Source organism: Streptomyces sp. NBC_01317 (assembly GCF_035961655.1).
Lineage (GTDB): Bacteria > Actinomycetota > Actinomycetes > Streptomycetales > Streptomycetaceae > Streptomyces.
Genome location: NZ_CP108393.1, coordinates 6672198 through 6685838, shown reverse-complemented (window position 1 = coordinate 6685838; position 13641 = coordinate 6672198). Strand labels below are relative to the sequence as shown.

The 13641-nt window shown below is 71.3% G+C and carries 13 protein-coding genes; 1 reads left to right on the top strand and 12 read right to left on the bottom strand.

Translation table 11 applies throughout. The features are described from left to right. Positions 1 to 7 precede the first annotated feature (7 nt). The 12 genes from OG349_RS29120 to OG349_RS29065 all read right to left on the bottom strand — a co-directional run bounded on the left by OG349_RS29120 (position 8) and on the right by OG349_RS29065 (position 12449). Entirely contained in the window at positions 8 to 2836 is a 2829-nt protein-coding gene (locus OG349_RS29120) for a DEAD/DEAH box helicase (protein ID WP_327237411.1), read from the bottom strand. A 45-nt stretch (positions 2837 to 2881) separates the two neighbouring features. Then, the gene (locus OG349_RS29115) at positions 2882 to 3850 is read right to left on the bottom strand and encodes a diacylglycerol kinase (protein ID WP_327237410.1); all 969 of its coding nucleotides are present in this window, start codon (positions 3848 to 3850) and stop codon (positions 2882 to 2884) included. 73 nt (positions 3851 to 3923) lie between these two features. After that, positions 3924 to 4874, bottom strand: a complete 951-nt coding sequence (tatC, locus tag OG349_RS29110; RefSeq protein ID WP_327237409.1) for a twin-arginine translocase subunit TatC — start codon at positions 4872 to 4874, stop codon at positions 3924 to 3926. 43 nt (positions 4875 to 4917) lie between these two features. Then, positions 4918 to 5214: a Sec-independent protein translocase subunit TatA gene (gene tatA, locus OG349_RS29105; protein ID WP_327237408.1), complete on the bottom strand. Its 297-nt coding sequence runs from the start codon at positions 5212 to 5214 to the stop codon at positions 4918 to 4920. Positions 5215 to 5431: 217 nt separating this feature from the next. Continuing rightward, on the bottom strand, positions 5432 to 5629 hold the full coding sequence (locus OG349_RS29100; RefSeq protein WP_327237407.1) for a hypothetical protein: 198 nt from the start codon (positions 5627 to 5629) through the stop codon (positions 5432 to 5434). A gap of 10 nt (positions 5630 to 5639) precedes the next feature. Further along, positions 5640 to 5933, bottom strand: coding sequence for a hypothetical protein (locus OG349_RS29095; protein WP_442806331.1), 294 nt, complete (start codon positions 5931 to 5933; stop codon positions 5640 to 5642). Positions 5934 to 6021: 88 nt separating this feature from the next. Then, positions 6022 to 6978, bottom strand: coding sequence for a helix-turn-helix transcriptional regulator (locus tag OG349_RS29090; protein WP_327237405.1), 957 nt, complete (start codon positions 6976 to 6978; stop codon positions 6022 to 6024). 113 nt (positions 6979 to 7091) lie between these two features. Continuing rightward, positions 7092 to 8048, bottom strand: coding sequence for a helix-turn-helix transcriptional regulator (locus OG349_RS29085; protein ID WP_327237404.1), 957 nt, complete (start codon positions 8046 to 8048; stop codon positions 7092 to 7094). A 153-nt stretch (positions 8049 to 8201) separates the two neighbouring features. Continuing rightward, positions 8202 to 8573, bottom strand: coding sequence for an FKBP-type peptidyl-prolyl cis-trans isomerase (locus OG349_RS29080; RefSeq protein WP_327237403.1), 372 nt, complete (start codon positions 8571 to 8573; stop codon positions 8202 to 8204). Positions 8574 to 8626: 53 nt separating this feature from the next. Beyond that, positions 8627 to 9646 carry an FKBP-type peptidyl-prolyl cis-trans isomerase gene (locus OG349_RS29075; protein ID WP_327237402.1) on the bottom strand — a complete coding sequence of 340 codons (1020 nt, stop codon included), beginning with the start codon at positions 9644 to 9646 and terminating at the stop codon, positions 8627 to 8629. Between the two features lie 172 nt (positions 9647 to 9818). Next, positions 9819 to 11180: a Pup--protein ligase gene (pafA, locus tag OG349_RS29070; protein ID WP_161312519.1), complete on the bottom strand. Its 1362-nt coding sequence runs from the start codon at positions 11178 to 11180 to the stop codon at positions 9819 to 9821. A gap of 9 nt (positions 11181 to 11189) precedes the next feature. Then, entirely contained in the window at positions 11190 to 12449 is a 1260-nt protein-coding gene (locus OG349_RS29065) for an MFS transporter (protein WP_327237401.1), read from the bottom strand. 125 nt (positions 12450 to 12574) lie between these two features. Between OG349_RS29065 and OG349_RS29060 the strand changes: the two genes are divergently transcribed. Next, positions 12575 to 13630, top strand: coding sequence for a LacI family DNA-binding transcriptional regulator (locus tag OG349_RS29060; RefSeq protein WP_327237400.1), 1056 nt, complete (start codon positions 12575 to 12577; stop codon positions 13628 to 13630). The last annotated feature ends 11 nt before the right edge of the window (positions 13631 to 13641 follow it).

Here is a 13641-nt window from a genome sequence, read left to right as displayed (position 1 = left end):
CGGCCCCTCACCCCACCGAGCTGTACGCCACCACCCCGCGCAGCACCGCGTCCACCGCCTTGCGCGCGTTCTTCGCGACCGTGCTGTTCTCCCGGGGCGCCGCCGCCGCGACCTGCCCCAGCACGTCGATGACCTGCTTGCACCAGCGGACGAAGTCACCCGCCGGCATCTCCGCGTCCCGCAGCACCTCGTCCAGGCCCTTGCCGGAGGCCCACCGGTGGACCGCCCAGGCGAAGCCGAGGTCGGGCTCGCGCTGTCCGACCCCCTCCGCCTGGTTGATCTTGAAGTCCTCCTCCAGGGCGTCGAGACGGCCCCAGATACGGACCATCTCGCCGAGCGCCACCTTCGCGTTGCCCGCCGGGACCTTGGGCGGCCCCGCGTCGTCCGCCTGCCGCGACTCGTACACCAGCGCCGAGACACACGCCGCCAGCTCGGCCGGGCCCAGCCCCTCCCAGACGCCTTCCCGCAGGCATTCGCTCGCCAGGAGGTCCAGCTCACCGTAGAGCCGGGCCAGCCGCTTGCCGTGCTGGGTGACGTCGTCGCCGCGCAGATAGTCCAGCTCGGTGAGGAGCGCCACAATCCGGTCGAACGTACGGGCGATGGTGTTCGTACGCCCCTCGATCCGGTTCTCCAGCTGACGCGTGTCCCGCTGGAGCCGGTGGTACCGCTCGGCCCAGCGCGCGTGATCCTCCCGCTCGTCGCAGCCGTGGCACGGGTGGGCCCGCAGCTCCGTGCGGAGCCGGGCGATCTCCCGGTCGTCCGCGGCGGCGGCCCGCTCCCTGCGATGCCGCTCGGGCACGATGTGGCCGGCCTTCGAGCGCAGCGCGGACGCGAGGTCACGCCGGGACTGCGGCGCGCGCGCGTTGAACGACTTCGGGATCCGCATCCGCTCCAGCACCTCCACGGGCACCGGGAAGTCCATCGACGCCAGCCGCTTGACCTGCCGCTCGGCGGTGAGGACCAGCGGGCGGGGACCGTCCTGGTACTCCATCCCCCGGTGGCCGTTGGCCCGCCCCGCCGGCACGCCGGGGTCGAGCACCAGCGCGAGGCCGGCGAACTTCCCCGTCGGTACGTGGATGACGTCGCCGGGCTTGAGCCGCTCCAGCGAGGACGCGGCGGCGGCCCTGCGCTGGGCCGCGCCCTGCTTGGCCAGGTCCGTCTCGCGGTCCTTGAGGTCGCGGCGCAGCCGCGCGTACTCCTCGAAATCCCCGAGGTGGCAGGTCATGCCCGCCTTGTAGCCGTCGAGACCCTCCTCGTTCTTCTGCACCTGCCGGGAGATCCCGACGACCGACCTGTCGGCCTGGAACTGCGCGAAGGACGTCTCCAGCAGCTCGCGCGAGCGGTGCCGCCCGAACTGCTGGGTGAGGTTGACCGCCATGTTGTACGAGGGACGGAAGCTGGAGCGCAGCGGGTACGTCCTGGTCCCGGCCAGGCCGGCCAGCGCGCCCGGGTCCATGCCGCGCTGCCAGAGCACCACGGCGTGCCCCTCGACGTCGATGCCCCGCCGCCCGGCGCGGCCGGTCAGCTGGGTGTACTCGCCGGGGGTGATGTCCGCGTGCTGCTCGCCGTTCCACTTGACGAGCTTCTCCAGGACCACGGACCGCGCGGGCATGTTGATGCCCAGGGCCAGGGTCTCGGTGGCGAAGACCGCCTTGACCAGGCCCTTGACGAACAGCTCCTCCACGACCTCCTTGAAGGTCGGCAGCATGCCCGCGTGGTGCGCGGCGATGCCCCGCTCCAGACCCTCCAGCCATTCGTAGTACCCGAGGACGTGGAGGTCCTCGCCCGGGATGGAGGCCGTGCGCTCCTCGACGATCTCGCGGACCTGCTGCCGCTGCTCGTCGTTGTTGAGCCGCAGCCCGGCGAACATGCACTGCTGTACGGCGGCCTCGCACGCGGCCCGGCTGAAGATGAAGGTGATCGCGGGCAGCAGGCCCTCGGCCGCCAGCCGCTCGATGACCTCGGGCCGCGAGGGGGTCCAGATCCGGCTGCGCTGTCTGCGCTCGCGCTCCCGGTCCGCCTCGCGGACCATCTTGCCGCGGCGGCGGTCGCGCGGGTTGTACGTCCGCTGGTTCTCCATCCGGGCCAGCCGGACGAGGTCGGGGTTGGTCTCCCGCTTGCCCACGCCCCGGCCGCCGTGGTCGCTCTCCTCCTCGAACAGGTCGTACATCCGCCGGCCCGCCATCACGTGCTGCCACAGCGGCACGGGGCGGTGCTCGGAGACGATCACCTGGGTGTCCCCGCGGACGGTGTCCAGCCAGTCGCCGAACTCCTCCGCGTTCGACACCGTCGCCGACAGCGAGACCAGCGTGACCGACTCGGGGAGGTGGATGATCACCTCTTCCCAGACGGCACCCCGGAAGCGGTCGGAGAGGTAGTGCACCTCGTCCATCACCACATAGCCGAGGCCGAGCAGCGCCCGCGAGCCCGCGTACAGCATGTTCCGCAGGACTTCCGTGGTCATGACGACCACCGGCGCGTCCGAATTGACACTGTTGTCCCCGGTCAGCAGGCCCACCTTGTCGGCGCCGTAGCGCTTGCACAGGTCGGCGTACTTCTGGTTGGACAGCGCCTTGATCGGCGTGGTGTAGAAACACTTGCGGCCCTCGGCCAGGGCCAGGTGCACGGCGAACTCGCCGACGATGGTCTTGCCCGACCCGGTGGGCGCCGCGACGAGCACGCCCTTTCCGGCTTCCAGTGCCTCGCAGGCCTCGATCTGGAACGGGTCCAGCCCGAAGTCGTACATCTCACGGAAGGGGGCGAGCGCCGTGGCCTGCTCGGCGGCGCGGATCCGGGAAGCGGCGTACCGCTCGGCTGGGGAGAGGTCCTCTGTCATCTTGCTGTCGAGCCTACCCGTCACCTCTGACAGTCAGCCCGATCTTTATCCGTCCTTGGAAAGCGCCTCCGAAGCCCTCTCCGCGCGCAGGACCCGTACCGCGCCCGGGACACAGACGGCGGTGAGCGGCAGCGGGCCGAGCGGTTCCCCGTCCGCGTAGCCCGTGAGCCCGGGCGCGGCCAGCGTCACCCGGGCGGCGCGGTGGACGGTGACGGCGGGGTGGCTGAGGTGGGTGCCCCGGTAGACACGCGGGAAGACGGTGAGCAGGGTCGTACGGGAACAGCTTCCGACGACCGTCACGTCGAAGAGCCCGTCGTCGGTGCGCGCGCCGGCGCAGATGCGCATGCCGCCGCCGTACGAGGAGCCGTTGCCGACGGCGACGAGTGTGGCCTCGATCTCCCGCTCGGCGCCGTCGTCCAGGGTGAGGCGGTACGGCACGGGCCGGAAGGCGGCCAGTTCGGCGAGCATCGCGAGGTCGTACTTGGCACGGCCGCGCGGCCACCGCATCCGGTTGCCCCGGTCGTTGACCCGGGAGTCGAAGCCGGTGGCCAGGACCGTGCCGAACCAGGTCCCGCCGGCCCGTCCCCCTCCGCCCCGTCCCCCTTCCCCGGCGGACCCGCCGGCCCTCCCCAGGTCCACGGCGGAGCCGCCGTCCCGCTTGAGGGCGTCGGCGGCGAGACGGCCCGCGGCGGCGGGGTCGCGGACGGGCAGTCCGAGGGTCCTGGCGAAATCGTTGCCGGTGCCGACGGCGATCACGCCGAGCGGGGTGGCCGTACCGGCGACGGCCTGGAGCGCGAGGGAGACCATCCCGTCGCCGCCGACGGCGACAAGCGCGCCGGTCCCGCCGGCGACGGCGTCACGCGCGCGCCGCAGGGCGTCGGCGGAGTCCACGCCCGCGACGGTGGTGACGGAGAGGCCGGCGTCCCGCAACGCCGCAGCGGCCGGCCGCGCGGCGTGCGCGCCCCGGCCGCGTCCCGCGGTGGGATTGACGAGGAGGGTGATCTCCCCGGTCACGGCCGCCCCCACGGTCCGGACCGCCGGTGGAGCCCGTGGAGCCGGTGGAGCCCGTGGAGAGTGACGGCCGGTCTCACGTCACGTCGTCGTATCCGTTGACCCGGTGGTTCCGGCCGCCGTCGGACTGCTCGGGCAGCATCGGTACGGACCCGACGGGCTCGATCCCGCCGACCGACTCGGGGGTCAGATCGAGGTCGGACGCCTCGTCGTCGTCCAGACCCGCGTCCGGGTTGTTGCGCCGCCTGCGCCGGTCGTTGAGCAGGCAGATGCCCAGCGCGATGAAGTACAGCAGCACGATGGGCGCCGCCAGCGACAGCATCGTGAGCGGGTCGCCGGTCGGGGTGGCGAACGCCGCGAAGAGGGTGATCCCCACGATCATGATCCGCCACCAGGAGGCGAGCCGCTTCGCGGTCAGCACCCCGGTGAAGTTGAGCAGGACCAGCAGCAGGGGCAGCTCGAAGGCGAGCCCGAAGACGATCACCATCCGGACGACGAGATCGAGGTACTCGTCGACGGGCAGCAGGTTGCGCGCGTCGTCCGGAGTGAACTCCAGCAGGATCTGCGCGGTCTGGGGAAGGATCTTGTACGCGAGGACGGCACCGGCCAGGAAGAGGGGCACCCCGGCTCCGACGAAGGAGAGGGCGTACCGCTTCTCGTGGCGGTGCAGACCGGGCGCCAGGAAGGCCCAGAGCTGGTAGAGCCAGACCGGGGTGGAGAGCACCACACCCGCTACGAGCGAGACCTTCAGCGCGATGGAGAAGGGCGCGATCAGACCGTTCACGGTCATGTCCGCGCACGGCCTGCCGTTCACCTGCCTGCGCGCGCCGTCGACACAGCCGACCGAGTCGAGGATCGGCTTCAGCATGAAGTCGATCAGGTCCTTGTAGTAGAACGCGGCGACGACGGTGATGACCATGATCGCCAACACCGCCTTCAGCAGGCGGTTTCGCAGCTCACGCAGGTGCTCATTGAGGGGCATGCGCCCCTCGGCGTCCTTCTCCTGCTTGCGGGCAGACTTGAGCAACCCACGTTCCTCGTCTCGTAACAGCAGCCGTCGGTGGGGAGGTTCAGCCCTGGGTGGTGCGGTTCGGCTCGGTGACCGGACGGGAGCTGGTGACATCACCGGGAGCGGCTTGGATCGTCCGTGCGACGGGCTGCTGCTGGGCGGTCGGGTCGACCACCGTGTCGGCCACGGGCGGCACCGGCACGTCGTCGTCCTTCTTCATCGCCTTGGCCTCGCTCTTGAGGATGCGGGCGGACTTGCCGAGCGAACGCGCCATGTCGGGAAGCTTCTTGGCACCGAACAGCAACAGGATGACAACGATGATCAGAACGATCTCGAGCGGCTTCAGATTGCCGATCATGTGCGACTTCCTTCTCACTGAGGCGGCTGGGAGGGTGCTGCCCTTACCACCGGACCGAGGTCACGTCATGGTGCTGTCAGCGATCGTAACCCGAGTGGGTAAACGCGGGGCAATGCCCGCGCATACTCCCCGTGGGGGCCCATGCCTCGTCGGGGCCACGGTCAGAGCGTACCGTCCGGTCCTGTGAAGCAGGAGGGGTCGGTCACCACCACCTGCCTCAGCGCAACGCGTCGCCGGTCGCCGCGAGGCGGGTCGCGGCGCGTTCCAGGTCCTCCGCCGCGCGGTTGATCCGGTCCGTCGTGATCGCGACCTGACGGCCCAGGCGCCGCACTTCGAGGAAGACACGGATCGCCAGAACGCCGAGCACGGCGATCCCGCAGAAACCCAGGGCGATGGCGAGCATGGGCCAGAACATGCCCCAGAGCCTAGCTCGTCGGGGCAGGCCCGGCGGGTACGGCCGGGGCGGCGGGCACGGCGGCCGCCAGCCGGAGCGTGCGCACCCCGCCGCGCGTGAGCAGTTCGACTATCCGCTCCCCCGCGGGCTTGCGCACCGCCGCGTCGCACTCGGGGCACACGAACGAGTAGAACGTGGTGCGCCGGCTCGCCCCTATCGCCAGGCGCAGCGCGCCCGCGGAGAGTTCGAAGCTGGCACGGCACTCCGGGCAGGCCGCCTTGAAAAGGACCGGGCCCACCATGGAGAGTTCGGACATCTCAGACATTGCCGACATCTTTCATTCTCTCGCCAACTCGACCAACTCCGACCTTCACCGACTCCGGCCTTCACCGACTCCGCCGGCCTTCACGGGTCTACGCGTCGTCCTCATAAGCCGCCAGCGCCTCGCGCGCCGCCGACCGCGCGCTGTCCGCCAGCTCCGGCGGCGAGACGATCCGGCCGTCCCCGCCCAGCCGCAGCGCGAGACGCCTCAGCGACGCGGGCGCAGGGGTCCGCAGGGTGATGCGCAGCCCGCCGTCGGGCAACTCCTCGGCACTGTCGTGCGGGTAGTACTCCGCCACCCACCGGCCGCCGGGCCCGACCTCGACCACCACCTCGGGATCGTCCGCCGACGGCTGCACCAGCCCCGCCGACAGATCACGCAGTTCCAGCTCCGGAGGCGCCGCCGGGGCGTCCAGCAGCTTGATCTCGGCGACCCGGTCGAGGCGGAACGTACGCCGGGCCTCCGAGAGCCGGCACCACGCCTCCATGTACGTGTGCCCGACCGCGAACAGCCGGATCGGATCGACCTCACGCTCCGTCAACTCGTCGCGCGCCGGGGAGTAGTAGCGCAGCCACAGCCGGCGCCGCTCGGAGATCGCCCGGTCGACCTCGGCGAACACCCCGCCCTCCGACTCGAACGTGACGGACAGCCGGGAACTGGCCCCCGCCACCTCCCCCGCCGCGGTCTCCAGCTTGGCGGTGGCCCGCAGCAGCGCCTGCCGGTCGCCCTCCCGCAGCCCCGGGAGCGTGGCGACCGCGCGGGCCGCGACCAGCAACGCCGTCGCCTCGTCCGCCGCGAGGCGCAGCGGCTCCGCCACGTCGTCCGGGTTGTGCCACCAGATCCGGTCGCCGTCGGTGTCGATGTCCAGCAGATCGCCGCCGCGGAAGCTCGTCCCGCACATCGGCAGCACGTCGAGGTCGGAGATCAGCTCGTCCTCGGTGATGCCGAAGGCGCGGGCGACATCGCTGACGTGCGCGCCGGGACGCTCCCGCAGGTAGGTCACCAGCGAGAGCATCCGCCGGGTCTGGTCGATGGCGTTGGCTGCCATGGTGTACGCGTTCCCCTCAGGCCATGTCGATCGGATCTTGCCGGGCCCACCGGAGCCGAAGCCCCCCGCCCCCGCCCCGGGGCGCGTCCCAGGGCCTGCCGCCCCAGCCCTTGCTAGCCCTTGGCCACGGCGCGCAGCCGCTCCACCACGTCGGCCCGCAGGTCCGGGGGCTCCACCACGGCCACGTCGGGGCCGAACTCCACCAGCCAGGCGTCGAGACCGTGACCGTACGGGATCTCCAGCTCGTCCCAGCCGTCGCCCAGCTCCCGCGACGACAGCGCCCGCGACCGCAGCGGGTAGCCCGCGCCCGCCCGCAGCCGGATCAGCGCCGACCGGGTCGCCGTCTCCCCCGCCCAGCTCTCCACGGTCTCCCGTACGGTGACGACGTCCGGCACCGGCGCGCTGAACGTCCCCGACCGGGAGCGGACCCGGCCGGTGATCCGCGAGAGCCGGAAGACGCGCTCGGCGCCCCGGTCACGGTCCCAGCCGGCCAGGTACCAGTGCCCGCGCCAGCACTCCAGCGTCCACGGCTCGACCTGGCGTGTGCCGGCGGTCGCCGCGTTGCCCTTGCGGTAGTCGAAGACGACGGGCCGCCGGTCACGGCAGGCCAGCATCAGCGGCTCGAAGGCCGCCTCGTGGACGGGGATGCGCGGTTCCAGGGCACTGTGGTGCGCCTCGTACGAGTCCTCCGCCTCCGGCATCCCGGCGGCCCGCAGCTTCTGGAGCGCCCCGCTGGCCGCGCCGGCCAGCCGCGCCTGTTGCCAGACCTTGGCCGCCAGGCCCAGCGCCGCGGCCTCCTCGGCGTCCAGCGTGATCGCCGGCAGCCGGTTGCTGTCCCGCCGGGCCAGATAGCCGGTGTCCCCGTCGAGGTTCTCGACCGTCTCGATGACCAGGCCCAGCTCGCGCAGATCGTCCTTGTCGCGCTCGAACATCCGGTTGAAGGAGTCGTCGGTGCCGGCTTCCAGATACGCCTCGATGGAGCCGCGCAGTTCACGCTTGCTGAGGGGGCGGCGGGTGCCCAGCAGACACAGCGCCAGATTCATCAACCGCTCGGCCTTGGCAATGGCCATCGACGCTCTGCTCCCCTTCGGTCGTGCGGGATCACACGCTGCCCGCCCGTTGACCGTACCGCCACGGGGTGGTGCGGCAAAGCTCGGGCGTGTCCGGGACACGCCCGAGGGCCCACGCCGGTCGGCACGGGCCCTCGGGGTGTCCGGATGTGATCAGACAGCGACCAGATCGCAGACGAAGATCAGCGTCTCGCCGGGGGCGATGGCCCCGGGCGCGCCACGGTCGCCGTACGCCAGGTCCGCCGGGATGATCAGCTGGCGGCGGCCGCCGACCCTCATGCCCTGCACACCCTGGTCCCAGCCCTGGATGACCTGTCCGACACCGAGCTGGAACTTCAGCGGCGTACCGCGGTTCCAGGACGAGTCGAACTCCTCGCCCGTGGAGAAGGCCACGCCCACGTAGTGGACGGAGACGGTGTCACCCGCCTTGGCGACCTCCCCGTCACCTTCCCAGATCTCCTTGATGTCCAGCTCGGCCGGCGGCTCGCCGCCCGGGAAGTCGACCTCGGGCTTCTCGATGCTCACGTGATTACTCCTAGGAACGCAGTCTCAAACCGTGCCAGTCTCGCAGATCGCCGTCAGACCTTGCCGATGATGTCGACCACGAAGACAAGCGTGTTCTTCTGGAGCTCGTTGCCGTCGACGGCGCCGTAGCCGTCCTTCGGCGGGATCACCAGCTCGACCCGGTCGCCGACGTGCTTGCCAGTGAGGCCCTTGTCCCAGCCCGCCACCACCGAGCCCGTACCGATCTGGAAGCCGATCGCACCACCGTGGTCCCAGGACGAGTCGAACTTCTTGCCGTCCTCCCACTTCACCCCGGTGTACTGCCCGATCAGGCCCTCGCCCGCCTTGACCTCCGGGCCCGTGCCCTTGATCAGGACCTGCTGCTCCAGCTCCTTGGGGGCCTTCTCGCCCTTGGGGATGGTGATCTCCGCGGCCTTCTGGGACGGGGCCTTCACCGTGGGAAGACCCGCCTCCGGCGCGGCCTGCGTGCCCTTGGCCTCGGCCTTCGCGTCCACCGACGCGGCGTTCACCACGTCCACGACCCACACCAGGCCGTCGGTCGCCTTGATGCCCGACTCCGGGTTGAGGCCGGCGCCGATGAGCGCCTGCGCCGTACCCTCCACCTCGACGCGGCTGCCCGTCTTCTGGCCGATGACCGCCTCCAGGACCTTGGCGGGGATCCGCTGGCTGCTCTGCTGGATGCCCAGCTCGTTCAGCTGCGACACCAGCTGGGGCCGCGGCCCCTTCGTCTGGGCCTGCGCCTGCGCGGACCAGCTGCCGCCGAGGCTCTGGCCGTCCTTCATCGTCTGGCCCTCGAAGTCCAGGCGGACGAAGTTGTCCTTCGTGACCTTCGCGCCCTTGCCCTGGATGACCGTCGTGGCGATCAGCTTGTCCGAGGGCTTGGCGTCCTTCGGGGTCGTGATCTTCGGCTGGGCCCCGAACGCCCCCTCCACCTTGACCACGGGCTTCGACCCGCCCTCGTCGTCACCGCCACCACCGCTCTTGTCGTCCGAACCGCACGCCACGGCGGACAGCAGCAGGGCGGGCACGGCCAGTGCCACAGCGAGACGGCGCTTGTTCTTCGTGTGGTTCATGAGTCCAACTCGGGCTAGGGGGGTGAGGGCAACCCCGCCACTCTACGGCTTGTGCCTTTGCTATCAACCTCATCCGGCACGCCCGACACAGCGGCACGCCAGGACCACGGAGGTCCTGGCGCGCCGCCGCACCCGTGACGAGTGCCCCGGAGGACACCCGTACGGGCGGGGATCACATCCCCGCGATGAGCTTCTCCACCCGGTCGTCCACCGACCGGAAGGGGTCCTTGCACAGCACCGTGCGCTGCGCCTGGTCGTTGAGCTTGAGATGGACCCAGTCGACGGTGAAGTCCCGCCGCTGCTCCTGCGCCCGGCGGATGAAGTCGCCGCGCAACCGGGCCCTGGTGGTCTGCGGGGGCACGGACTTGCCCTCGAAGATCTTCATGTCGTTGCAGATCCTGGCGGCCTGCCCGCGCTTCTCCAGGAGGTAGTAGAGACCCCGGCGACGGTGGATGTCGTGGTAGGCGAGGTCTATCTGCGCGACCCGCGGATTGGACATGGTCATGTTGTGCTTGGCGCGGTAGCGCTCGATCAGCTTGTACTTCATGACCCAGTCGATCTCCGTGCCGATACGGTCGAGGTCCTCCGCCTCGATCGCGTCCAGCGTCCGGCCCCACAGCTCCAGGACCTGCGCGACCACACCGGTGCGGATGCCCCGGCGGTCCACGAAGTCCACGGCCTTCTCGTAGTACTCCCGCTGGACCTCGATGGCGGAGGCCTCCCGGCCGCTCGCCAGGCGCACCTTGCGCTGGCCCGTGATGTCGTGGCTGACCTCTCGGATCGCCCGGATCGGGTTCTCCAGGGTCAGGTCGCGCATCACCGTGCCCGCCTCGATCATGCGCAGCACCAGGTCGGTGGCCCCGACCTTGAGCAGCATGGTCGTCTCGGACATGTTCGAGTCGCCGACGATCACATGCAGACGGCGGTAGCGCTCCGCGTCGGCGTGCGGCTCGTCACGGGTGTTGATGATCGGCCGGGAGCGGGTCGTCGCGGAGCTGACCCCCTCCCAGATGTGCTCGGCACGCTGACTGACGCAGTAGACCGCCCCGCGCGGCGTCTGGAGCACCTTGCCGGCGCCGCAGAGGAGCTGGCGGGTGACGAGGAAGGGAATGAGGATGTCCGCGAGCCGGGAGAACTCTCCGTGCCGGGCGACGAGATAGTTCTCGTGGCACCCGTACGAGTTTCCCGCCGAGTCGGTGTTGTTCTTGAAGAGATAGACGTCGCCCGCGATTCCCTCCTCGTGCAGGCGGCGTTCGGCGTCGACGAGCAGGCCTTCGAGAATGCGCTCGCCGGCCTTGTCGTGGGTGACCAGCTCGGTCACGTTGTCGCATTCGGGAGTGGCGTATTCCGGATGCGAACCGACATCGAGGTAGAGGCGGGCGCCGTTCCGCAGAAAGACATTGCTGCTGCGGCCCCATGAGACAACACGGCGGAAGAGGTAGCGCGCCACTTCGTCAGGTGACAGTCGGCGCTGTCCCCTGAACGTGCACGTGACGCCGTACTCGTTCTCCAGCCCGAAAATGCGGCGGTCCATGTCTGAACATTACGCCTGATGGCCTGAGCCCAAACCGGGTTCGGCCGCCCCGCTTCGATCATTTTCGATCAGGGGTACGGCATTCGAAGGACGCGCGGGAGCCGAGAGGACCCGCTGAGTGGCCAGCAGGACCACCAGCGCGGCCGTCCCGCCCGCCCCCGCCACGGCGAAACTCGCCGACGTCCCGGACAGCTCCACCACCGGTCCCGCGACGGCCGTTCCCAGGGACGCGCCCACCCCGAAGGTCGTCACCAGCCATGAGAACGCCTCCGTGACCGTGCCCCGCGGAGCGTGCCGGTCCACCACCAGGAAGGCACACGCGATGGCCGGCGCGAGGAACACCCCGGCGACGGTGGCGAACGCCGTCATCGCCAGGACACCGGGGGTGAGGATCAGCGGCAGATAGCCGAGTGCCAGCAGCGCCACGATCACCCGCAGCCGCCGCTCGGGCGTCCCCGACCACTCCCGCGCCCCGTACACCGAGCCGCCCACCAGCGCCCCCAGGCCCAGCGCCGCCATCAGCCACGTGTACACCGCCTCCCGGCCGTGGTCGTCCGCGTACGCCACCCCCGCGACCGTGATCGAACCCAGCGCGATGCCCACGAACAGGAACGCGCCCAGCAGCGCCAGCAGCCCCGGCGAGCGCAGCGCGCCCAGCCAGTGCGCCTCCCGGGGCGCCGAGCGCCAGGCACGCGACGGCTCCGACAGCACCACCGACAGCGCGCCGAGCACCCCGACCGCGTTCAGGACCAGCAGGGCCGCGCCCGGCGACCAGAGCGAGACCAGCAGCGTCACCAGCAGCGGGCCGACCGTGAACATCACCTCCTGCGCCACCGCGTCCACGGCGTACGCCCGGTGCACCCGGTCCTCGGCGCCCAGGACCCTGGGCCACAGGGCCCGCAGTCCGCCCTCCAGCGGTGGCGTGGCCAGACCCGCGACCACCACGGCCGCGTACGCGACCGGCAGCGACCCGATGCCGGCGGTCACCAGCAGGACCGCGCCCAGCGCCGAGACGACGGCGGCGGGCAGCTGGACGCGCGGCTGGCCGTAGAGGTCCACCGCCCGGCCCAGCAGCGGCTGGCCGACCGCGTTGGCGATGCCGTACACCGCCGCGAGCCCGCCGGCCAGGCTGTAACTCCCGCCCGCCGCGCGGACCAGAAGCACGATGGCGATGGGGGCCGTGGCGTTCGGCAGCCGCCCCACCAGCGTGCCCGTGAGCAGTCGCGCCGCGTGCGGCGCCTTGAGTATGTCTCCGTACCCCGCGGCCATGTCCCGTCCCCTCGTGCCCGGCGTGGCCGGATCCCTTCCGGCGTGCCGAGTTTTACGTATAACGTGCGGACGTCATACGTACCATGAGCGCAGTCCGCAGGTCCACACCACCGAGATCGGCAGCCATGACAGCACAACCCCCGAGGCCCACCAGCCGGGACGTGGCCCGCGCCGCCGGCGTCTCCCAGGCCACGGTGTCGCTCGTCCTCGGCGACAAATGGCGCGGCAGGGTCTCCGAACCCACCGCCGCCCAGGTGCGCGAGACCGCGCGGACCCTCGGCTACACACCCAACCTCGCCGCCCGCAGCCTGCGCCTCGGCCGCACCAGGACCGCCCTGCTCGTCGTCCCCGCCCTCACCAACGAATTCTTCGCCCGCGTCTACACCGGCGCCGCCGCCGTCGCCGCCGAACACGGCTTCGGCGTCGTCATCTACCCCTCACCCGCCGGCATCGGACCCGCCAGGGACCCCTTCGGCTCCGCCCGCACCGCACTCGACGGCGTCATCGCCTCCTCCATGGCCACCGACGCCCTCGCCGCGATCCGCGACGCCGGACTCCCCCTCGTCATGCTCGACAGCGACCCGGCCGCCCCCGGGGCCGCCGCACAGGTCAACCTCGACATCGCCGACGGCTTCCGGCAGGTCACCGACCACCTCCTCGGCCTCGGCCACCGCCGCCTCGTCCACCTCGCCTCCGCCGTCGACTCGTGGACCTTCGGCGTACGGGCCCACGCCCTCGCCGACGCCGTACGGGACGTCCCCGACGCCGGCGTCACCACCGTGACCGCGCCCTTCGACATCGGCGCCGCCAAAGAAGCCACCCTGCGCGCCCTCACCGCCCCCGGCCCCCGGCCCACCGCCGTCGTCTGCGACGGCGACATCTTCGCCGCCGGCGCCTGCAAAGCCGTACGCCACCTCGGCCTGCGCGTCCCCCACGACGTGTCCGTCACCGGGTTCGACGACCTCGCCCTCGCCACCGCCGTCGAACCGGAACTCACCACCGTCCGACTGCCCGCCGAACAGGTGGGCGAGCGCGGCATGACGGCGCTCCTGGCCGTCCTCGAAGGCCGCCGGCCCGAGCCGGGCGACCTCCCCGTGTCCCTGGTCGTACGAGGCTCCACCGCACCCGCACCGGACAACACAACGCCGGGCAGGCCGCTGCTCGGCCTGCCCGGCGTGTAAAACCGTCCGGT